Origin of the sequence: Niabella hirudinis, from assembly GCF_051201075.1 — a bacterium.
In the GTDB taxonomy this organism is placed as follows: domain Bacteria; phylum Bacteroidota; class Bacteroidia; order Chitinophagales; family Chitinophagaceae; genus Niabella; species Niabella hirudinis.
The window spans coordinates 99,217-122,741 of record NZ_JBPEHJ010000008.1; the positions used below are offsets into that span (position 1 = coordinate 99,217).

Consider the following 23,525-nt stretch of genomic DNA (forward strand, 5'->3'; position numbering starts at 1 on the left):
TGCAGGTTAACATTTAAACAGCGGCCTTTTTTATTTAAGCTCAATATTTGATGCCTCCCCGGGAACCTGCGTCTTCGCCAGCTTTTGCTCCCATTCCCAGGCCGTGCGCATCATATCGTCCAAACCGTATTTGATTTCCCACCCCAGGCTTGTTACTGCATGGTCGTTATTGGCATAAATGGCAATAACATCGCCGGCGCGGCGGGGCCCGATTTCGTAGTTCAGTTTTACACCGCTTACTTTTTCAAAAGACCGGATGGCTTCCAGTACCGTAACCCCATTGCCGGTTCCCAGGTTAAAGATTTCATAATTGCTTTTGTTTTTTACCCCTTCCAGGTATTTGATAGCCAGGGTATGCGCGTGGGCAATATCGCTCACATGAATAAAGTCACGCAGGCAGGATCCGTCGCGGGTGTCATAATCGGCGCCGTGTACGGTCATCTGTGGAAGTTTGCCGATGGCGGTTTGTGTAATGGCCGGTACCAGGTTTTGGGGCCGCCCAATGGGCAGTTCTCCAATCTGGATGGAAGGATGTGCCCCTACCGGGTTAAAATACCGCAAAGCAATCACATTGGTGTCTGCTACTTTTGCAAAGTCGGTCAGGATCTGTTCGCCCATCTGTTTGGTAGCGCCATAGGGCGATTCTGCCGGCTTGGTGGGAGTTGTTTCCACCACGGGGATATGGTCCGGGTTTCCGTAAACGGTGCAGGAAGAGGAAAAAACAAAATAAGGGGTATCAAAATCCCGTGCGCATTTTAAAATATTGATGAGGGAGTTGAGGTTGTTTTCATAATAGGCCAGGGGCATTGCCACCGATTCGCCCACGGCCTTATATGCGGCAAAATGGATGATGCCGGTAATATCCGGGTTTTCTTCAAAAATAGCATGCGTATCGTCAAAATTGCAAAGATCCAGTTTGTAGTTCTTAACTGTTTTGCCGGTAATCTTTTCCACGTTTTCCAGGATGAAGGGCTGAGACCGGCTGTTATTGTCTACAGAAATGACTTCATACCCGTTCTCAATTAAATCAACAATGGTATGCGAACCAATATAGCCACAACCACCGGTCACCAAAATCTTACTCATAAAATTTTTTTATTGTCCCAGGGACCTCCCCGGGGAGTTACAAAGGTGCGGATTTTTTTGATAGGTTCCGACTGGTCACACCGGGGGTGGGGTTATCAGGTTTCCGGGGTGAGAAAAATAATGGCCGTATACAGGAACAAAAAAAGTACCCGGGTTAGGGATACTTCTATATTAATTGTTTAATATGCTGAACTCCTATTGGATCCCCGGTACCACCAGTTTCATAATGAAGTAAACCAGACTGGCCAGCAGGGCGCTTACCGGTATGGTTAGGATCCAGGCCCAAACAAGGTTGATGGTAACCCCCCAGCGTACGGCCGATAAACGCTTGGTGGCGCCCACACCCATAATAGATCCGGTGATGGTATGGGTGGTGCTCACGGGTATCTTCATTGCCTCCGTTGCAAACAGGGTGAGGGCCCCGGCGGTTTCTGCCGCCACACCTTCAAAGGGCGTTACCTTGGTGATTTTGGTACCCATCGTTTTTACAATTTTCCAGCCACCGCTCATAGTACCCAATGCAATAGCGGTATAACAGGCCAGCGGTACCCAAACCACCATGTGGTTCAGGTTATAGCTATTGGGATCGTAGGCCACCAGGGCCACCATAATGATCCCCATTACTTTTTGGGCATCGTTGCCGCCATGGCCAATGCTGAAAATGGCAGAAGATACTAACTGCAGCCTTTTGAACCAGATATTGGCCCGGTGCGCATTTAACCCGCTTAGGAAGAGGGAGAAAACCGCCATGATGATCAGGATGAGGCCCAGCAGGATGTATTTAAAATTATGGGAATAAAAGACGACCTTCAGCGCATAGGATTCATAGTGCGATTTCAGCTTTTCGGGGTCGGTTTCCAGTACAAAGCTTAAAAACACGAATACCGCCGCAATTACCAGAAAGGAAAAAAGCTTTACCCTCCATCCCTTTTTAAACGAATTCATAAACCAGATCGAAAAAAGGAATGCCACAATCATCCCAATTACCGGCGCCAAAAAGATGAACGCCGCAATGGTTAGTATAACGCTGGAGTTTACAGCGGTAAAGGGATTGCTCTCGCCCATCCCCATCGCATGGGAAATACCGGCCCCCGCAAATCCTCCAATAAGGGTATGCGATGACGAAGACGGAATGCCCCGCCACCAGGTAAAAAGGTTCCAGATAACGGCGGCCACAAGCCCGGCAAAGATCACGTTAAGATCAATAAAATGTTCCTTAACGGTTTTGGCAATGGTATTGGCCACGCCATGATCCTTAAAAATGAAATAGGCTACAAAGTTGAAAAGGGCGGCCCATATAACCGCCTGGAAGGGGGTAAGCACTTTTGTAGATACAACCGTGGCGATGGAATTGGCCGCATCATGAAACCCGTTAATATAATCAAAGATCAACGCCAGGGAAATAATAACAACTAAATATGTGAACATGGTGAATAGTGAATAGTGAATAGAAAGTAGTGAATGCCGGTTGATTATTGACGGCCGGCTATTGACAATTGTCTATTGCCCGCTACGCTACGCGTATTTAATAATAATGGACTCAATCACGTTTCCTACATCCTCGCATTTGTCTGTAACCACTTCCATGGCCTGGTATACTTCTCTTTTCTTAATTACTTCTTTGGCATCGGCCTCAGTGTCAAATAAATATTCAATGCTGAGGTCAAATACATCATCGGCCTGGTTTTCGATACTGTTGATTTTTACGAGGGCTTCGGTAATATTGCGTACCTTCTTCATATCCCTCAGTTCCATTACGGCAGCCTGTACCTGCTCGGCGGCCTGCACAATTAATTCCGCCATTTTTTGTATACCGGTTTCGTTGGGGTTTACCCGGTATGTGGTTATTTTTTTTGCCGTAGCATAGATATAATCGGCTATATCATCCAGGGAAGTGGCGAGGTAATGAATGTCTTCACGGTCAAACGGGGTGATGAAATTCCGGCCCAGTTCCGTAAACACGTTGTGCGTAAGCTCGTCATTGCCGTGTTCCATATCAATAATGGACTGGGAGAGCGAGTTCCGTTTATTGATATCGGTTTCATTGACCATCTGCTTTAAAAGCTTCCCCATAGAAGTTACGTTGGCTGCTATTTTTTCAAACAATTCAAAAAAAACGGTATTGCTGGGGGTGAAAATTTTTAGAAAAGAATTAAGTCCCATGGTATGTTTTTAAAATTGGTGGCAAAATTATTCCCTTCGTTGAAGTATAATGATAAAATTACAGGAATTAATAATTCCTTAATATAGGAAATTGAATTTCATTTCCTTTTTTAATTAAAACACCGCCTTTTTTTTATGTTTTGTGCCCGTTTTTCAACATACAACCTGTGGTTAGGAGGGCTGTTAACATTAAGGTAACCTGTGGTTGACGATTTGGTAACACGGGGGTAACAATGAGGTAACAGTGCGATCTGAATCTTTGCACAAATATTCTATATGCAAATTAGGCTGCTGTTCGTTACTTTTCTCATGTTTGTTTCCCATCTGGTTTTTTCACAGGCAAAGCTGTCCGGAAAAATTACCGATGGAGAAACGGGCGCTGCAATAGTAGGCGCATCAGTAACAATAACAGGAGAACAAAAGGGAGTGACCACTGATGTTGATGGTGGATTCTATATTTCGGTACAAAGGAATGTAAAATACAGCCTTACCGTTTCAAATGTTGGTTATCAAACAAAAGAAGTTGCTGATATCCTGGTTACTGATACCGAAGTTCCGGTTGTTAATATTACGTTGGATAAAGCCAACCAACAGCTACAGGAAGTAGTGGTTAAATCAAGTGCTAAAAGAGAATCGGTTGCTTCTCTTTATAATGTACAAAAGTTAAGTGCTTCCATTTCCGATGGTATTTCTGCGGATATCATTAAAAAATCTCCCGACCGGAATACCGGAGATGTATTAAAAAGGGTGAGCGGCGCGTCGATACAAGATGACAAATTTGTGATTATAAGAGGGTTGAGTGAACGTTATAACACTGCATTATTAAATAATGCTATTTTGCCCAGTACCGAGCCGGATAAAAAAGCTTTTGCATTTAATATTCTCCCCTCTTCTATAGTGGATAATATTGTTGTTTACAAATCTGCCACACCTGATCTTCCGGGCGATTTTGCCGGGGGGGCTATAAAAATAACTACCAAGCAATATCCTACTACAAAATTAAGCGAACTTTCTCTGTCGATAGGATATAACACGCTTACAACATTTAAGGAAACAAAAACCTCCGAACCTAAGGGGAGGCTGGACTTTCTTGGATTTTTCGATTATTCCAGGGATCTTCCGAACTCATATTATAAATACCGGAATAACTTTATAGGGCTTCCTGGCGACTATAAAATCGCTGTTACCAAATTGTTCCCCAATAGCTATGGTTATAAAAATGGTCCGAATGCACTTCCAAATCTGAGTCTGAATTATACCGGGGGCAATTCTAAATTGTTTTCTGGCGACAAAAAGCTGGGGTATATATATTCAGTAGGATATGGAATCGGACAACAATTTAAACCTTCCGAACTGTTTGAATATGATATTGCTAAAACGGAGTTGTTTAATTATAACACCGACGCTCACATTCAAAAAAGGAACCTGAATGCCTTATTGAATCTTACCTACTCCTATAATAGCAATAACACGATCTCTTGGAAAAATTTGTTTAATAATGATTTTTCTGTTACAACCACCGCAAGATCGGGCGTCAATACCTCTAATGGACAAAATAATACCATCTATTTTAAAAGTTCGCAAAATGAGGCAAGGCAGGACGGAATTTTTAACTCGGTTTTTGAAGGCAAGCATAAGTTGAACAGCAGTGTGGTCGATTGGAACGCCTCTTACTCGCTTACATACCGAAACGAACCTGATCAGCGGATTTTGACGTTTACTTCAATGGATAACCAAAACTTTGTAAGAAAGGTTTCTAATGAAAACTCCCCCTCCATACAAAATGCCGGGCGTGTTTACTCTAATTTAAAGGAGAACATTTTTGGCGCCAATTTAAATTATCAATACCCGTTTCAATTATTTGATAACGAACAAAAGTTTAAAGCAGGCTATGCCGGATACTTCCGGTTAAAGGATGTAGAAGTAAATGCATTGGGATATGCTTCCTTATATGCCGGGGGAGCCGAGATTCCTGCTGGGTCCGGAAGCAACCCGTTTAGCATTTTTTCTCCGGAGAATATCGATGAATACCAGCTTACGGTAGCCAATATTGGCAATAACTCAACCAACTACCAGGGTAAAGGATACTTGAATGCAGGATATCTGATGTTGAATAACCGCTTTTCCAATAAACTCAAATTCGATTGGGGAGTACGGGTAGAAAATTATGATCAACAGTTGATACCCGTAAGCGGCAGCTTAAAAGTACGCAAACAGGATTTGGATTTTCTGCCGTCAGGTAACTTTACTTACGAAGTAACACCAAAATCCAATATCAGGTTGGCGGGCTCCCAGTCTGTAAACCGGCCGGAGTTCAGAGAGATCGCATCTTACAGCTTATATGACTACACAACGGATTTTATATATCGAGGTAATCCCGATCTGGTTAGAAGCAAAAATACAAATGCAGATCTTCGATACGAACTGTTTCCGGCCGCCGGAGAAATCATATCCGTTACTGGTTTCTATAAGTATTTTAAAAACCCAATTGAACAGGTGAACCAGGGCAATTCAATCCTCTCTTATCAAAATGCCGAACATGCAAAGGTATATGGGGCTGAAATGGAAGTTCGGAAAAAGCTGGGTTTTATTGGAGGAAACTTTTTTGACGCCTTAACGTTTTACACGAATCTTTCCTATATCAAAGGGTCTATAAAACTGCAAAATTCCAGTATCAATAATGGGCTTATGCAGGGGCTATCGCCGTATCTGATCAACGGAGGCTTAAATTACGCAAATAATGACTTCTCTATTAACGTACTATTCAACCGGATCGGCCCGAGATTGGCATTCCGTGGACAGGGTGATGCAGGCGTGGATATTTATGAAAAACCCAGAAGTGTGCTCGATGCACAGATTAGCAAAAAGTTCGCACGGAATAAACTGGAGTTGAAGGCTACCATAAGCGACATTCTGGCGCAACCTTTTGTGATGTACTATCGATTTGATAAATCGAAAACCAATGCCGATTACGATAGTGAAAGCGACCGTATTACAAGGCGCTATAAACTTGGAACCTCAGCCAACCTGTCTTTGAAATACAACTTTTAAAAACAAAAAACAAAAAAGCAAAATATGAAAAATTTTAAAATGATGTCAGTAATTGCTCTGGGAGTAATTTTATATTCATCATGCGGCAGTAAAGGAGAAGATCTTCCACCTCCGGTAACGCCTCCCGGACAATCCGGAACTGTAGATGTTCGGGGTAGTATCAGCTCAAGCCAAACGTGGACAAAAGACAAAAAATATCGTTTAAGAGGATATGTATATGTGGAAAGCGGTGCCACGCTTACAATTGAGCCCGGAACACAAATTATATCTAACAAAGACTCCGCAGGGGTATTAGTGGTTTATAAAGGAGCAAGAATAAACGCAATTGGTAAAAATAATGATCCAATTGTATTTACATCGGCAGAGGCTAGTCCTGCTCCAGGAGATTTGGGAGGGTTGGTTTTGGCAGGTAATGCTACCGGCAATATGAACCACAAGGAAATTGAGGGTGGCGTTGATGCGGCGCATAAGGCATTTGGAGGAACCAATGATGCGGATAATAGCGGAACATTACAGTATGTTCGGATCGAATATGCGGGTAAAGCAGTAAATCCTGGTGACGAGGTGAATGGTCTTTCTTTATATGCTGTAGGGAGTGGAACAACCATTGATCATATTCAGGTTGTAAATGGGCTGGATGATGCCTATGAGTTTTTTGGGGGAACAGTAAACTGTAAATACCTGATCGCCTATAACAGTGCGGACGACGATTTTGATATGGACGATGGATATCGCGGTAAGATCCAGTTTGCGGTTTCTATAAAGGCGCCAGGGTTTACAGATGATAAAGGAACCTCCGGAGATGTTTCGAACAATTTTGAGGTAGACAATACAAACGGAAAAATTCCCTATACAACAACGCCGATCACACATCCTATACTTTCAAATTTTACCGCCATTGGTCCGAATAATGCTGCAGGTACATCAACTGACTATGGCTATGGTATGCGTTTCAGAAGAGGAAGCCAGGTTGTATTGGCTAACTCAATAGTACTTGGCGGTCAAAAGGCCGGCCTGGTTGTAGAAAATGCAGAAACTCAGCAGGCGTTTGTTGATGGTAACGGCATCTTCTACAACAGTCTGCTGCATTCGGTAACGCAACCGTTCTTTGCCAAAGATGCTACGATCCTTACGGATGTTTCGTTGCAAACCCTCGTCTTGGGAACTTATACAAGCAAGTTACTCGCGTCTGGAACAGATGCGGGATTAACGGATCCGTTCAATGCTGCTACACCAAACCTCCAACCCAAATCAGGAACATTGGCGTTAACAACTGCCGGCAAGTTTGATAAATCGGACCTGAATGATGCCTTCTTTGTAAAGACTAACTATATTGGCGCATTTGACGGAACGAATGATTGGACGCAGGGATGGACTGTATGGGGTGCAAAATATAATGTTACAAAAAAATAACTGAATAAATTTCTATTTAAATGTGAAAGAGGCTGCCCTTTTGAGACAGCCTCTTTTGTTTTTAAGATAAAATAAATGAACACTGCAGCGCTTCTTGCCCTGCCAGCTGCCAATGTCCATTTTGCACGGGGCTATGCATACCGGCACCCGTGTGATCGGGAGGCCTTCCGGGACAGATAGGAAATACCGAAGATCTGTGGTTGGGGGTCACTCGTCCGGCAGGTCGCCTGATGTCCCTCAAAACGAACAGCTACTTTAAAGAAAATGCCATCACTTGCTACGGATGATACGCATACGCTACTTCGTAATGCTCGTTTTTAAGCCGGGGCAATAGTTTCCCCATGGGCAGATCTTCTTTCTGTGGCGTGGGCTCACAAACGGAGTATTGCTCTCCGTTAAAAAGAATGGAAGTGCCTACCGGTTTTTCCAGCTTTACGGCAATAGTTACGTGCTGCGGATATACCAGTACGATCATCGGCCGGTTATAGAGCGCTTTTACCAGGTAAAAAAAGAACAGTACCCTGTCTTCGCAATCGCTGCCTTCATACAGCAGTGTTTGCTCGGGTGTTAACCGTTTTTCCCGGCCAAACTGGCGGGTGTCTTCCTCAAAGGGAAATGCATACCGTGTAAAACGCATCAGGTAGTCGACACCTTCTTTTGTGGACCGGCCCTTTAGCTCTTTTTTTAGCATGGGAATAAGTGATGCATCGGTGGTATTGCTGACCGGTATGGAAAAATAAGTGCTGTAGTCTACCGTAGGATAATTGGCAAACAGGTTCTTGATCTTGGGGTTCACCTTTATCCGGTAATCATAATCCTGGTCATAAATGGTAAGCTTCAGTTCCCTGGTTATGTAGTCTGTGGTTTGGAACCGGGGCAGTTTGGTAACCTTGTAGGAGAAGGAGCGCTGGTGCTGAGGAATGGGCAACGCAACTTCTTTGAACGGTGTTTTCTCAAAGTCAATATTGCTGCCATAATCATGATAGTTCAGGCATACATATTGTTTTCCCTGCTTCATCCGGTAGGGGATATTGTAAATATTTTCATCGCTCTGGATGTAAAAAAGAAGCCGCTGGCCATCGAGGCTCAGCAGGGGATCAAAACCGGACTGCAGCATAAAATACCACTTATACAGGGTATAACGGATGTAGTTTTGTTCCTTGGGGCTGATCTGCTGCACCACGGCGCGTACCAGCTGGTAATAGAGCCAGTCATCTGCACCTTCTTCCGCCTCGTATTTTTTTAGAGCGGCCAGCACACCGGAATAGTCCTTTTGCTGAATGGAAGTATAAAAATCAAGAATGCCGGAATCGGATAGGTGGTGCTCATCAATGGTAACCAGCTGCGGCTCCCTGTACACAAAGCGGATACTATCGCCATAAAACAGGAACTGCACTGTTTTGGGGGCGTTGTCTGCATGTATACCAGACAGAACCAACAGGAGGGAGCACCCTATAAGCAACACTTTTTTCATTACTGCGGAATCTATCCAAGTTACAAAAATTAATGATTATTTAATATTAAATTTTGGACGGTTTGGGGTAGCGGAATAAAAAAAGTAGTATCAAAAGTCGTTTTATAGCGCAATGGGGCTGTATCAAAAGTCGCTTTACAGCAAGATGTCGTTCTGAAGATGTCATCCCGGGCTTGCCCCGGGATCTATTCTTGTTTCAGAATCTATTGACGAACAATCATCTTTAGATGCCGGAACCATCCCAATCGCCATCGGGACGGCATGACAAAATAGCGACTTTTGATACAGCCTCGTTTTTGAAAGCAAAAGCCTTTTATGCTTAGTACCCTGGGTTTTGTACCAGCGCGGTATTTTTATTCATTTCATCGCGGTCGATGGGGGCATAATACATTTTATTGACCCATTTCCGGTTTTCATGAGCTTCATTTACTACCGGGGTATAGGTGTAGTTATAAATGCTTTCATCATGCTGGTAGGTGTCTGCCAGTTGTTTCCCTGGTAAAAAGCGGCCCACCACATTGATGAAAGTGAGTTTGCGGCCCACGGTTTCCTGAGGAATCATCCAGCGGCGCACATCAAAATAGCGCTGCTCCTCAAACGCCATTTCCACCCGCTTTTCGTTACGGTAGCGGTTTTTGAGCGCGGCGCCTGCATCGGTAATGGCGGGCATTCCGGCCCGGTAGCGGATGCGGTTCAGCCAAAGGCGGGCCTCGCTTTCTTCATTCAGCTCTATACAGGCTTCTATATAGTTCAATACGGCTTCTGTATAGCGGAAGAAGGGCCAGGGTACCAGTTGTTTGGTGTTGGCATCAACGATCTTTGGATCGGGATCGGTAAACTTACGCATGTAGTAGCCCGTGCGGCTGCCGTTCCAGTCTTCAATAGAACTGCTGCGGGTATCCAGCCCGTTGAAGGTGATTTTTTTACCGCTTACGATCAGGTCGTATTGCCCGGTTTGGATCTGGTTGGCAGGGTCCACGTTGCCGGAAATCTGGTCGCGGGGCTTCCAGCCGGCACCGTCATACAGGATCGTGGCATAAAACCGGGGGTCGCGCCCCGTATACGGATGTGCTTTTTGGACGGTATTGGACCAGCTAAAGGGAGCGCCATCGGCCATTTCATAATCATCGGCCAGCAACCCGATGGGGGTATTGCCCGCCCAGTTATGATAGCCGTTGGGCCCGTTATACAGGTTAATGCTTACGCCGGCCCCGGTATTTACGTTCAGGTTATAATAACGGCCAAAGATCACTTCGGATGCGGCATTGGCATCCATGCCCGGCGCCTTGCTGTAGCCGGCCATGGCAATGGACATATAATTGGTTTTGCCCGCTGCGGCAGAAACCGGTGCGCCCAGGTTTAGCTTATAACCCGTGCCCAGGTCCATTACCTGTTTTGCCGCCGCTTTTGCCGCTGTCCAGCGGGCCTTGCGGTCGCCGCCGGCATAGCCAAACAATTCGGGTTTGGGGTGACTGGCCAGCTCGGCAAATTTTGTTTTGGCCAGGGGCAGGTAGTTCAGATCGCTGGCTGCATATAAAAGAACCCTCGATTTTAATGCCAGTGCCGCCAGCACACTGGCCCGGCCCTTATCCATGGTGGAAGCATTCATAAGCCAGATGGCACTGTCGCAGTCGGCTGTAATAAAGTTGACGCATTCTTCAAAATTATTGCGCGTTGTATTGTAGTCCTGGTTCAGCTCGTATACCCGGGTCACAATAGGAACGCCGCCATAGTAGCGTAGCAGCTGATGATAAAAGTAGGCCCTCAGAAAATGGGCTTCTCCTTTTAGCCGGTTGGCCAGTACTGTATCAATCTTAGGCGCTGCCAGCTTTTCCAGGGAGAGATTGGTCGCGCGGATATTGTCATAAAGATTCTTCCAGCTGTAACTTCCGGGAATCCATCCTACACCACTGGGGCTGGCACTGCCCTCCATTACCGTATTGATGTTGCGCCCTGTATGGGTAAATGTGGCTTCATCGGTGAGCGAGGCCAGCATTTGCTCATCAAAGCCGCCTACTCCCAGTCCATAAATGCCGGCACCGCCGCTGTAAATGCCCGTAATAAAAGCCTGGGCAAGGGCGGGATCCTGCCAGGTGGTTTCCTCCGGTACCTGGCCCGTGGGGTCGATATTCAGGAAATCCTTGCTGCAAGCGGTAACTGCACATGAAATGACCATCAGGATAAAAAATGGCCGGTATATATATGTTTTCATTTTTTCAGAATTAAGATAGGTGGTTAAAAACTTACGGTAGCGCCAATATTGAGAATACGCGACTGGGGGTAATACTGACCACTGCCGCTGGTAGATTCGGGATCCCAGATCTTCATTTTATCCCAGGTGATGAGGTTTTGACCGTTGGCAAAAAGGCGTACATTGCTAATGAGCCTGCGCACTTGCTCCGGCAGTACCAGGTTATAACCTACTTCTACATTTTTTAGCCGCAGGTAATCGCTGCTGCGGAGAAAATAGGTATTAAAGCGGGCAGCACCACCCGTATAATAAGTGTTGCCCCTGCTGGCGATCCGGGGGTCGGTGCTGCTGGGATTGTCGATGGTCCAGCGATTATCATAAGTATATTGGAGGTAATTGCCGATATCCCCGGATTCTGTGCCAATAAACAGCAACCCGCCAACGGCCCCCTGGAACATAAAGCTGAGGTCAAAATTCTTATAGTTCATACTTCCGTTAAAGCCTCCTGTAAAATAAGGATCGCGGGTTTTATCAAGGGCCACCATATCATCGCCATCAATCTTGTTATCGCCATTGTAATCCTTTATTTTCATATCGCCGGGCCTAAGCCCGCTGGTGAGCGCGCTATAATCGATCTTGTTGGCATCAATTTCAGCCTGATCGCGGAATACGCCGTCATACTGGTAGGCCACAATGGTGAAGCCGTTGGTGCCATAGGGTTTGCCGGTAGTCCGCTGCCATTCGGGTACGCCCGCCGGTTCGCTGGAGTAGAGCACTTTATTTTTGGCATATCCGCCATTTAATCCAAAAGAGTAACCTGCCTGCCCAATATTGTCCCGCCACCCGATCTTAAATTCACCACCGCGGTTCAGCATTTTTCCTTTATTTACGGGGGGCAGCTTACCGGAGATTCCGCTGCTTTGGGGTACCAGGCCCGTTTCTGCAATCAGCGCTTTATCCCGCATATTGCGGAAATAATCCAACTCCAGTGTAAGCCGGCTGTTTAGAAAGGAGGCATCCAAACCAATATTCATGTTGTTGCCCACCTCCCAGGTAAAGTTCTGGTTGGCTACCCGGCTTTCAATCAGGCTTTGTACCACCGCATCGTTGAGCACATAATTGCTAAAGGGATAGGAGGAGATGAACTGGTACTCGGCCAGCACATTGCGAAAATAAGGCTCTGCTCCCATTTGCCCCCAGGAGCCGCGGAGCTTGAGGTTGTTTACAAAGGGAACGCTGTTTTTAAAGAAGGGCTCTTCAGATACCCGCCAGCCTGCCGTTATCCCGGGGAAGAAACCGAACCGCCTTGAGGGCGGGAAAATATAGGAGCCGTCATAGCGCCACAGGAATTCAAACAGGTATTTTTCACTGTAATTATAACCTACGCGGCCAAAATAACTCAGGCGTGCCCGCCGGTAGGAGCCGCCGCCATTGTTTTTTTCCAGGTCGCCTCCTACATCCAGCACATCCAGGGCATTGGAAAGATAGTAGCGCCGATATGCGCGAAATCCTTCATAGTCCTCGGTTTCGCGCTGTACACCCGCTAAAAGGTTAACGGTATGCACCCCAAATTTTTTATCATAGTTGAGCAAACCGGAAAGATTAATGTTCAGGGTGTTTTCGGCCCATTGGGTCAGGCGGGGGTCCGTAAAGGTGGAGCGCAGTTCCTTTGTAAGCTGCGGGGTTACGCCATCGCTTTCATAGGAACTGTGGTCCCAGGAGTACAGGTACCAGGGCGTTTCAAAGCGCTTCTGGTTTTTGATGTATTTATCAATAGCAGCGGTACCGGTGATCTTCAAACCATCTACGCCGGGGACCAGGATCTCCAGTTTACCATTGGTTTGTATATAATCCCGCTTATCGCGGTCGTAACCGGTTTGATTGGTGGCAATCACCACCGGATTTTGCCCGTATTCAATATCGCGGCCGGGCAAGGCATTGGGCCATATAGCGGGTTCGTTGGGCTTACCGCGCATCAGCATCCGGAAAATATCTCCCGCCGATTCGGTAGGAAAAAAACGGTATTCTTCCCGGGCGGCAATGCCCATGGTCAGGTTCATATATTGGTTCAGCTTGGCGTCCAGGTTTAAACGGAGATCGTATTGTTTATAGCCGGTAGCCGAATTTTTATAATAAGCATCCTGGTTTTGGTAACCGATGGAGCCCAGGTATTTTATATTTTCGGATCCGCCGGTGAGCTGGATATTATGGCGTACCTGGGGCGACCATTTTTTAAAGGTTGCACCAAACCAATCGGTATTCGGATGTCCCCAGGGGTCCGATCCATCGCGGTATTGCTGCATATCATCGGGAAAAAAGCCTACAGGGGAGCTTACCGTAGCGCCATTATCGGTGCGCTTATAGGTGCCGGTGGCAGTAAGCGCATCCCATGCCGCCTTCCATTGGTCTACCGGTACATTTTCGTAAACAGCCAGTTCATTGCGCAAGGTACCATATTCCACCGCATCCGCCATTTTAGGAATCCGGGTGGGCTGGGCCCAGCCCTGGTTAAAGGTATAAGACAATAGAGGTTTTCCGCTTTTGCCCCGTTTGGTGGTAATCAGGATGACGCCATTAGCGGCCCGGGAACCATAGATGGCGGCAGAGGCGTCTTTTAAAACAGAAATGCTTTCAATATCATTGGGGTTGAGGCGTTCCATGCCGCCCTCCCTGTCCGGCACTCCGTCAATAACGATCAGCGCGCCGGAGTTTCCCAGGGAGTTGGTGCCCCGGATGCGTATGGTAGACCCATCGTAACCAGGCTCACCGCCGGTATTGATGGCGGTAATACCCGGCAGCCGTCCGGCAAGGGTGTTGGTTAGGTTTACGGTTGGGGTTTTAGCCAGTTCCGTCCCTTTTACATCGGCCACCGCACCGGTCAGGGTTACTTTTTTTTGTGTACCATAGCCCACCACTACCACATCTGTAAGCTGCTCTGCGGAATCGCGTTTAAGGGTAATGTTAATCGTTGCCTGATCTCCAATGGTTACTTCCAGCTCCTGGTAGCCTACGTGTGAAACAACAAGAGCCCCCCCGGTATTGGGCACTTTTATGGTAAAACGGCCTTGCGCATCTGTGGCCGTGCCGGTAGCGGCGCCTTTTAGCAAAACGGATGCTCCTGCAACCGGCAAACCGGTTTCATCGGCCACCTTACCGGTGATGATTTTTTCCGGAGGAGCGGCCCTGCTGTTTTTCGCAAGGCTTTCCTGCAGTGATGCGTCCAGCAGGAAAAAAATAAGGAATAACAATATGCTTTTAAGCGCAGGGCGCTTCAGCAGGGATGCATGGCGGGCATAGCAGCGCCATTGCTGCGATTTGTACATGGCATTTCTGGTTTAGAGGGTTACATAAAAAGAACGATGATGGCAAAAGTATAATCCCATCAATGGGCACCCATCAACGTTGCATTTCTCATTGTCTAAAAAACGCAAAAAAACCAGGATAATTGCGGCAGCGGCAAAATAAAATAGTAAGACCTTGCTGTTTAGCCCCGTTATTTTTTTCCAAACATCAGCTCTTTGACCTTCTCTTTGTCTTCTTTCTCTCTTTTAAGATCGAACATGGTACCAAAAACATGATCCCAGATGGTGCTGCTTACGCCAAAACCCTTGTGCTCATCTTTATAATGATGCAGATGATGGTTTCTCCACAGGCCCTTCATCCATTTAAAAGGAGGGTTCCAGGCGTGGATGGCGTAGTGCATGGTGCCATACATCAGGTAGCCGAGCATAAAGCCGGGGAAAAACATCAGCGCCGGTTTGCCAAGGATCAGGTAAAACAAGCCTAACAGCGCGGAAGCAATAATAATGCTGGGTACGGGAGGCATAAACAAGCGCTGCCGGTCGCGCGGGTAGTGATGGTGGTTGCCATGCATCACATAAGCGATCTTTTGGGCGGCGGGATTGTCGCTTACCCAATGAAAAATAAACCGGTGGGCGATGTATTCAAAAAAGCTCCAGAAAAAGAGCCCTATAAAAAAAATGAGAAACACGTAGCTAACCGAATACTGATAGCTGCTATGACTGTAATACAACATATAAGAAATAACAGGGATGTACATACCCCAAATTACCAGGGGGTGTGTTTTTGTTAGCATCTCCAGGTAATCGTTCTTAAAAAGCCGGGCCTGCCCTTTATTATGAATTTTGTCGAACTGCATACTGCAAAATTAAATCAAAAAAAGTAGATACCTTCGTTAATACAACCAATTGACAAATAACCCCTATGATTTGTTGAATAAAACCAGCAGAATGTTGTACAAGGGGCAACAGGGAGGGCTGGCCGTAAACAAAATGCACACAAACAGTTGTTTATATAAGGTTTAATGATAATGAAATTTCCAGGGTTCCAGATCGGGAATTACGGCTTTTTTCTGGTTCAGTTCATGATCGTAAATGATATCGCCTACTTCCCTGAAGAAAGGGTACCCGGTTTCCTCATATTCATATTTATTATCATTCAGGATGCCGTCCTTATTTACATAAAGTGTGGCGCTGAGCATGAATTCCACCTTGTTTTTAAAATCAACTACATAACAATAGTCGGTAAGGAACCCATAACTCCATCCGGCTTTATTAAATACACGTATATAATCCGGGATCTTTTGCCTGCCGGCGCGAAAAAAGAAGAACTTGGTGTAACTGTCAAAAAATTCGGTAGTGTCATAAGCTGGAAAAAGGCTTTCATACGGTAACTCTGACATAAAAGTATACAGCATCCGGTAGTTGTCTGCGGTTAAATGAAACCGCTGTGGGGAGGGTACGGATTCCGGAAACAAGATACTGCGCAGGATTTGCTGCCCATCTTCCAGCGGCAGGTTATTGTGCGTGGTAAAATCCATGGGCTCGTTGATCAGGTTGTCATTTTTATCCCAATGTCCTTTGCCCACCAATATTTTTGTTGGGGGAAACCGGAACCGGAGACTGCTGTAAGCCGGAGGCTGGGCATAAATAACCTGGCCGTTGTTCAGGAAGCGGATGGGGTTGGTATGGCGGTTTTCTTCGGTGGTCATGGGTACAAAACGGCGGGTGATGCGGATATCTTTGTATCCCTTTTTCCACAGGGCTTCATTTAACGTCTTTTGTCCCATAAATTCATAAAGCCGGTTGTAGGCGTCATTATCACTTACCAGGAAGATCTTTTTGATATAATGTTCCATGGAGGGCAAGCCGCTTTCTGCCGTTGTATCGCTGGTTACGGTTGTTTGTCCGCTAAACGCGCTATCGGTAAGCATGGAAGTTTGAACGGTGATTTTTTTCCCCAGCCGGTTTAGTTTTTCCAAAGCCGCAAAGGCTACCGGCATTTTTACGGTGGATGCGGGGTTAAAATAACGGTTGCGGTCCACATTCAGGTAATGATTCATAAAGTGGGGCTTTTGATGCGCATCTCTTTTTATTTCGGTATAGATCAGCTGGTATTGGTAAGTTTCCGGCTGATCCAGTACGGATTTTAGCAAAGGCGATGCTTTTTTTTGCAGCAGCTCCATGAGCCAGGGATCATTTTTTACCTGTGCGGTGGCCATAATACTGTGTATTAATATGAATAGGACGAAGACGGGTTTCATGGAGGGTAAGTTAGGATTTTTCTCCAGACCCTGTTTTACATTTCTTGTTCTTCATTTTATATTTTGAATTTTTCTCCCGGCCTATCCCGTAAATTTGCAGCCAAAATTTTGTATATATGAAGCAGACCCCGTTTACAAAAAAACATCTGGAGCTGGGAGCCAAAATGGCCGAATTTGCAGGGTATAATATGCCCATCAGTTATTCCGGTATTAATGAAGAGCACCATACGGTGCGGAAGAATGCCGGGGTATTTGATGTGAGCCATATGGGCGAATTTATTCTCAAGGGTCCCGGGGCGCTTGACCTGATACAACGGGTGACCACCAACGATGTTTCCAGGCTAAAAAACAATCATGCGCAGTACAGTTGTTTTACCAACGAACAGGGTGGTATTGTAGACGATCTGATCATTTATTGCATCGAGGAAAACCAGGTGTACATGATTGTGGTAAATGCATCCAATATTGAAAAAGACTGGAAATGGCTGAGCGACCATAATACAGCAGGGGTAGAAATGCACAATATTTCCGATAAAACAGCGCTGCTGGCCATCCAGGGGCCCAATGCAACGGCCATCCTGCAGGCGCTGACCGATGTAGAGATCCTGAATCTGAAATACTACACCTTTGAAAAAGGCACATTTGCCGGTGTTCCAAATGTACTCATCAGCGCCACGGGCTATACAGGCGCCGGGGGCGTGGAGATCTATTTTGAAGATAAGGACGGAGCCGCCGATAAGATCTGGGATGCCATTTTTGCCGAAGGAGCCCCCAAAGGCTTGAAACCGATTGGCCTTGCTGCCCGGGATACCCTGCGGCTCGAAATGGGTTATTGCCTTTATGGCAACGATCTTAATGATACTACCACACCACTGGAAGCCGGTTTGGGCTGGATTACCAAATTTACAAAAACATTTACGGCCAGCGACCTGCTGAAACAGCAAAAAGAAGCAGGCGTGGAACGCAAACTGGTCGGCTTTGAGTTACTGGACAGGGGCATTCCCCGCCACGACTACGAGATCTGCGATGCAAACGGCAGCCCCATCGGCATTGTAACCTCCGGAACCCAATCGCCCTCGCTGGGAAAAGCCATCGGACTGGGATATGTACAACCAGCATTTGCAGCATTTGAAACACCTTTATTTATTAAGGTACGCGACAAGTTATTAAAAGCAAAAGTGGTAAAGCTGCCCTTTGCCTGAGCTAAATCTTCTGTTGAAAAGAAATTAACCGGATCATAGAATGAAGACAATCGGACTGCTTTATTGCCGTTGGCATCGGGCATCTTTTTGTTAACAACAAATATGGAATATTGGATTTACTAAGAAAAAGAGGGTTTAAAATTACACCCGTCCGGCTTCGGGCCCCCCATTAATTGCCGAAGCGGTTCGTATTTAATGAAAACTGCATAAATTTATCGCCTTAAAAATAGCTGATGGATCATAAACCCACACTTTTTACTTCATTGTCGCCCGCGCTGATCCATCTTTACGACCTTAGCAATACGGTGGTGGTGATTATTGATGTGTTCAGGGCCACTTCTACCATCGCTGCGGCCCTTTACAACGGCGCCCGGTATGTGGTTCCCGTTGATTCGGTGCCCCAGGCCATCAAAATCAGCAAGGAAACCGGGGGGATTGCCGCCGGTGAGCGCGATGGCAAACTGGCCGATGGCCTCAGCCATGGAAACTCCCCCATGGAATACAAAAAAGAGTTTATTGAAGATAAAATACTGGTGCTGACCACTACCAATGGTACCCGTTTGTTGTACATGGCGCTGGAGCAGGGTGCCGATGATATCATTACAGGCTCGTTTCCCAATCTTTCATCGGTGTGCCATTATTTGATAGAACAGCAAAAAAATGTGGTGCTGGCCTGTGCCGGATGGAAGGATAAGTTCAACCTCGAAGACACCTTGTTTGCAGGGGCCGTGATCAGCCGGGTAAAAGAGCACTTCTCTGTTCACTGCGATAGTTCCTTTATGGCGGAATACATGTACCGGCAAAACAGGAGCGACCTGCCGGGCTTTTCAAAAAACCTCACGCATTATCACCGCCTGGTAGACCGGTTTGGCTATATCGATGATATTGCTTTCTGTTTACAGGAAGACGTTGCGGATGTGCTGCCGCTTTATAAAGAAGGCCGGCTGATCCCGAAGGGTTAGCCTTTGAAAATAAGCGCTTTCGTCAGAAACAGGGCAACAGAACGAATCGTATTTTTTACAGCGCTGCGCCTTTGCGTAAAAAAAATCTTGAACAAATAATAGGAAAAGCGGATAAGATTCTTTTATTTTTGCCGATTGTCCTTTTTGGAGACTTCGCCTCAAAGACACGAAGAAGTAAAAGCGTTTGGAGCCTTCGTGTCCTGGTGGCAAAAAATCATAAACATTTTGGCATTACCACATTTATTAAAACACGTATATACCTTTGGTACCGATGAAGTGATCCGCCGGGGTAAAAAAACATTTGCACTGGGATTTGTAGAGCTGATCGAATATGATAAGCTTACAAGCAGCGTTTTTTTCCGGGTTAAGGATGACTCTTACAGCACGTTTTACAAAGTGCATATTCAAAAGTTCAACGATCCCAAAAACCTGTCGCTGAAATGTAATTGCCCCTATAACCTGGGAGAGGTTTGCAAGCACGAAGTAGCGGCGCTTTTCCAGCTACAGGAGCTTATGGATAAGGGACAGCTTGAGGATGAAGAAGTGTATTATGATCAGCGGCATACGGTTGTAAAGATCCGGAACCTGGATATCCGGTCCATCCGGCACCTTTGCGCACCCGAAACCTTTAACGAAGCAGAACGGTTCCTGCAAAAAAAGAAACCCAAAATCGTATATGCGCAGGATGAAACCGTAAGAGCTATTGTAACGCTTGATGGAAAGGAATATAAGGTGGCCATTAAAAAGAATGAAGAGCGGAATTTTGATACCAGCTGCGATTTTGAGGATACAGACCACCCGCTATGCCTGCCCAAAGTGATTGTTTTTCTGCAGCTGATCAAACAGCACGGCCCCTTTTATTTTGATACCATACGCAACCGGGATGTAGAAAAAAACAAATTGCTGGAGGCCTACGGGTATTCGCTCAATGACGACCTCAAAGGCAAATTTGAATTTGTTTTTAAGGACGGCAAGCCCTTTTTAAGAGTACTGGACCCCAAAATAAAACGGATCCATACCTTAAACCCGGCGGAAAAACCCGCGGCATTGGCCGTTAAACAGCCGCTGCAGGCAGTGGAAAAAGAAGAAACCGTAGCCGTTGAGGAACCGCCTTCAAGAAAACTGGGGATTGTATTTGATTTTAACCGTGCCGGCTACCCTTATTTTCAGGTGCATGCGGTTTCCGGCGAAGTGAATGAGAGCGGCACTGGTTTTGCCGGCAAGGCGGCCGCGCTTGATGTAAGCCATTTTATTGACACAGCAGATTTTAGTGAGGACGATATCAGCCTTCTGAATGCGGTACGGAAGCTGCAGGATGCGGAGATTAATAAATACGTAAGCCGGAATACTCCTTTTAATAACCTGTGGGAGCAGGACGAGCCGGTGATAGAGGACGGCAATGAAACCCGGCAGCTCATCAATGAATATATGCTGCCCCGGTTGCGGAAGCTGCTTATGGATGCCGGTGAAGAAGGGCTGGCGTTTATGCTGCCCCGGGGGAAAGCATTTGTGACCGATAATCTTGAGCAGATTGATATTTTTACAGAACCCGCCGTTACAGAATTCTTTGTAGATAAAGAAGGCGATGATGCATTTAGCTGCGATTGCCTGGTGCGCTTAAGAGGAATGGTGCACGGTGTAGAGCAAAACGAAAGCCCCTGTCCCCTACTGTTCCTGTACAATCACCAGTTGTTTCTCTTCAGCAATGCGGAAAGTATCGGGCTGATTGAACGTTTTTTGCCCAACGGCAAAATGATCATTCCCCCGGAGCAGTGGGCTGAAACGCTACATGAGTTTATTTTGCCGCTGGCGCGGGAATACAAGGTGGATTTTGATGCCTCCATGCTCCATGTAATGAAGAACATTGTGCCGGAAGCCCGGCTGTTACTGCTGGAAAAAGGAGATCACCTGGTATTTAAACCGCAGTTTTCCTATAAAGGGTATGAGACCGACCTGCTGGGTAAAGAAGTATTCCTGATCCCCGAAGGAGATAAGATCCTTTCGATACACCGGAATAAGGAAAAAGAAAATGCCTTTGTAGACCGGCTCCGGAACCTGCACTCAAACCTGGTGATGAACGAAGAAAATGGCACCCTTTCGCTGAAAGGGACGGAGATCCTGAAAGACAACTGGTTCTTCCTGTTTGTAGATGCTATGAAGGAAATGCAGGTGCCCGTTTTTGGCTACGATGCATTGCGCAACTTCCGGTTTAATACAGCCAAACCCCAAACCAAGATCTTTATCTCCAGCAATACCGATTGGTTTGATGCCAAGGTAGATATTGTTTTTGGTGATCAGCAGGTTTCCATCGCCGATGTAAAACGGGCGCTGGCCAACAAACAAATGTATGTGCAGCTGGGCGATGGTACCCTGGGGGTGTTGCCGGAAGAATGGCTGAAGAAATATGCGCTACTGTTTAGAGTGGGCGAAGGCGCTAATAACAACCTCAAACTCTCCAAGTACCACAAAAGTGTGGTAGATGAGCTTTTTGAGCTGAAGAACGAAGAAGAGCTGGTGTTTGAACTGGAAGAAAAATACAACCGGTTGAGGGATTTTGAAAAAATCCACGAAATAGCGCCCCCGGAGCACCTGCAACCCATATTGAGACCCTACCAGATGGCGGGGTTTCAATGGATCAATTATTTAAAAAATGTGAACTGGGGCGGCATCCTGGCCGATGATATGGGTTTGGGTAAAACCGTGCAGGCGCTCTCGTACCTGGAGCACCATAAATCCCGGAATCCGGATGCCCGGATCCTGGTGATTTGCCCCACTACGCTGATCTATAACTGGGAAAATGAAATTAAGAAATTTACACCCACGCTCACCTACCGCATTCATCATGGCCCTACCCGTACCCGTAATACGGAAGACATTATGAAGCAGGATGTAACCATTACCACCTACGGCACGCTGCGCAGCGATATAAAGCTGTTTGTAAGCGTTCCGTTCGATTATGCGGTACTGGATGAAAGTCAGGCAATCAAGAACCCCGCCAGCAAGGTTACCAAGGCGGCCTATCTTATTAATGCCAAGCACAGGCTTTGCATGAGCGGTACTCCGCTTCAGAACAATACCTTTGATATTTATGCGCAAATGAACTTTCTGAACCCGGGGATGCTGGGAAGCATTGAGTTTTTCAGGCAGGAGTTTGCGATCCCCATCGATAAACTGGGCGAAGCCGACCGGAAAGAGCACCTGAGAAAGATCTTGTATCCCTTTATCCTGCGCCGTACCAAGGAGCAGGTGGCCAGGGATCTTCCGGAAAAACAGGAAATGATTCTTTGGTGCGAAATGGAAAGCGAACAGCGCTCCATTTATGATGCCTACCGGAATGATTACCGGGATAAGATCCTGGGCAATATTGAAGCCCAGGGCATTGGCCGCTCGCAAATGACCATCCTGCAGGGATTAATGAAACTGCGGCAGATCTGCGACTCTCCCGCTATATTGAACGAGGATGAAGCATTTGAAAACCACTCCATAAAAATTGAAGAACTGGTACGGGAGATTACCGAAAACATGAGCGATCATAAAGCCCTCATCTTTTCGCAGTTTCTTGGTATGCTGGGGCTCATCCGGCAAAAGCTGGAAGAGCTGGGCATAAAGTACGAATACTTTGATGGCAGTACATCGGCCCCGGACCGGGAAAAAGCGATTCAGAGCTTCCAAAAAAACGAAGAAGTGAGGGTGTTCCTTATTTCTTTAAAAGCCGGAGGCGTGGGCTTGAACCTTACAGCAGCAGATTATGTATATATTGTGGATCCCTGGTGGAATCCGGCGGTAGAACAACAGGCCATCGATCGTACGCACCGCATCGGGCAAACCAAAAGTATTTTTGCCTATCGGATGATCTGCCGGGATACAATCGAAGATAAAATCCTTAAACTACAGGAAAAGAAAAAGGCGCTGGCAAAAGACCTGATTGCCGATGAATCAGGATTTGTAAAATCACTGACCAGGGAGGATGTGGAGTATCTGTTTAGTTAATGGTGAATGGTTAACGGTCAATGGTGAATGGTGCGGAACCCATCTACTCAACGTTTCACTTTTCACTCCTCTTATCTCCATTCATCGCACCCGATCTTTACAAACAAAAAATATGAAATTCAGAAGAGGTATTTTATTATTCATTGTGGGCATTATCGCGGTGGCCTATTTTACCAAGCCCTCCAAAGACGGGTTTATCAAATGGATGCAGCCGGCTGTAAGCCGTACACAAATGCCCCCCGTGGTGGATTATCAGGATAAATTCCTGTATGCGTTGGTAACGGCTACCTATGTGGACGTTACCAATCCTGTTACCGAAGATAACCATGTGGTAGCCCCCTCACGCAAGGAAACCTATATTGGCGTGTTTGGCCGCTACTGGAAACAGTAGCTCTTCGGGAATTTAAAATGATCAATGAAAAATATTAAA

The 23,525-nt window shown here is 46.3% G+C and carries 14 protein-coding genes; 6 read left to right on the top strand and 8 right to left on the bottom strand.

Translation table 11 applies throughout. The annotated features are described in order from the left end of the window. Positions 1 to 30: 30 nt before the first annotated feature. The 3 genes from galE to GGU45_RS15665 form a co-directional block, all read right to left on the bottom strand. Positions 31 to 1,086 (bottom strand): UDP-glucose 4-epimerase GalE, encoded by a 1,056-nt coding sequence (gene galE, locus GGU45_RS15655; RefSeq protein ID WP_435226286.1) that lies wholly within the window; start codon positions 1,084 to 1,086, stop codon positions 31 to 33. A 195-nt stretch (positions 1,087 to 1,281) separates the two neighbouring features. Then, entirely contained in the window at positions 1,282 to 2,514 is a 1,233-nt protein-coding gene (locus tag GGU45_RS15660) for an inorganic phosphate transporter (RefSeq protein ID WP_435226288.1), read from the bottom strand. 87 nt (positions 2,515 to 2,601) lie between these two features. Further along, positions 2,602 to 3,249 (bottom strand): DUF47 domain-containing protein, encoded by a 648-nt coding sequence (locus GGU45_RS15665; protein ID WP_435226290.1) that lies wholly within the window; start codon positions 3,247 to 3,249, stop codon positions 2,602 to 2,604. A gap of 276 nt (positions 3,250 to 3,525) precedes the next feature. Here GGU45_RS15665 and GGU45_RS15670 point away from each other — a divergent pair, with 276 nt between their 5' ends. After that, positions 3,526 to 6,300 carry a TonB-dependent receptor gene (locus GGU45_RS15670; protein ID WP_435226292.1) on the top strand — a complete coding sequence of 925 codons (2,775 nt, stop codon included), beginning with the start codon at positions 3,526 to 3,528 and terminating at the stop codon, positions 6,298 to 6,300. Between the two features lie 24 nt (positions 6,301 to 6,324). Next, positions 6,325 to 7,713: a beta-helix domain-containing protein gene (locus GGU45_RS15675; RefSeq protein ID WP_435226293.1), complete on the top strand. Its 1,389-nt coding sequence runs from the start codon at positions 6,325 to 6,327 to the stop codon at positions 7,711 to 7,713. Between the two features lie 277 nt (positions 7,714 to 7,990). Here the strand turns inward: GGU45_RS15675 and GGU45_RS15680 are convergent, their stop codons facing one another. From GGU45_RS15680 to GGU45_RS15700, 5 genes are all read right to left on the bottom strand, one after another. Further along, a complete protein-coding gene (locus GGU45_RS15680) occupies positions 7,991 to 9,187 on the bottom strand; it encodes a hypothetical protein (RefSeq protein ID WP_435226295.1) in 1,197 nt (398 codons plus the stop codon). Positions 9,188 to 9,506: 319 nt separating this feature from the next. Further along, positions 9,507 to 11,399, bottom strand: coding sequence for a RagB/SusD family nutrient uptake outer membrane protein (locus GGU45_RS15685; RefSeq protein WP_435226297.1), 1,893 nt, complete (start codon positions 11,397 to 11,399; stop codon positions 9,507 to 9,509). Between the two features lie 23 nt (positions 11,400 to 11,422). After that, complete coding sequence (locus GGU45_RS15690; RefSeq protein WP_435226299.1) at positions 11,423 to 14,701, bottom strand: SusC/RagA family TonB-linked outer membrane protein; 3,279 nt, start codon at positions 14,699 to 14,701, stop codon at positions 11,423 to 11,425. A gap of 170 nt (positions 14,702 to 14,871) precedes the next feature. Then, positions 14,872 to 15,537, bottom strand: coding sequence for a sterol desaturase family protein (locus tag GGU45_RS15695; protein WP_435226301.1), 666 nt, complete (start codon positions 15,535 to 15,537; stop codon positions 14,872 to 14,874). A 162-nt stretch (positions 15,538 to 15,699) separates the two neighbouring features. Next, the gene (locus tag GGU45_RS15700) at positions 15,700 to 16,899 is read right to left on the bottom strand and encodes a serine hydrolase (RefSeq protein ID WP_435226303.1); all 1,200 of its coding nucleotides are present in this window, start codon (positions 16,897 to 16,899) and stop codon (positions 15,700 to 15,702) included. Positions 16,900 to 17,057: 158 nt separating this feature from the next. On the opposite strand from GGU45_RS15700, the gene gcvT reads away from it, so the two are divergent. The 4 genes from gcvT (at position 17,058) to GGU45_RS15720 (ending at position 23,486) form a co-directional block, all read left to right on the top strand. After that, the gene (gene gcvT / locus GGU45_RS15705) at positions 17,058 to 18,143 is read left to right on the top strand and encodes a glycine cleavage system aminomethyltransferase GcvT (RefSeq protein WP_435226304.1); all 1,086 of its coding nucleotides are present in this window, start codon (positions 17,058 to 17,060) and stop codon (positions 18,141 to 18,143) included. A gap of 233 nt (positions 18,144 to 18,376) precedes the next feature. Continuing rightward, positions 18,377 to 19,105 (top strand): 2-phosphosulfolactate phosphatase, encoded by a 729-nt coding sequence (locus GGU45_RS15710; RefSeq protein ID WP_435226305.1) that lies wholly within the window; start codon positions 18,377 to 18,379, stop codon positions 19,103 to 19,105. Positions 19,106 to 19,330: 225 nt separating this feature from the next. Continuing rightward, a complete protein-coding gene (locus GGU45_RS15715) occupies positions 19,331 to 23,095 on the top strand; it encodes an SNF2-related protein (protein WP_435226307.1) in 3,765 nt (1,254 codons plus the stop codon). Between the two features lie 112 nt (positions 23,096 to 23,207). Then, positions 23,208 to 23,486 (top strand): hypothetical protein, encoded by a 279-nt coding sequence (locus GGU45_RS15720; protein WP_435226309.1) that lies wholly within the window; start codon positions 23,208 to 23,210, stop codon positions 23,484 to 23,486. Positions 23,487 to 23,525: the final 39 nt, after the last annotated feature.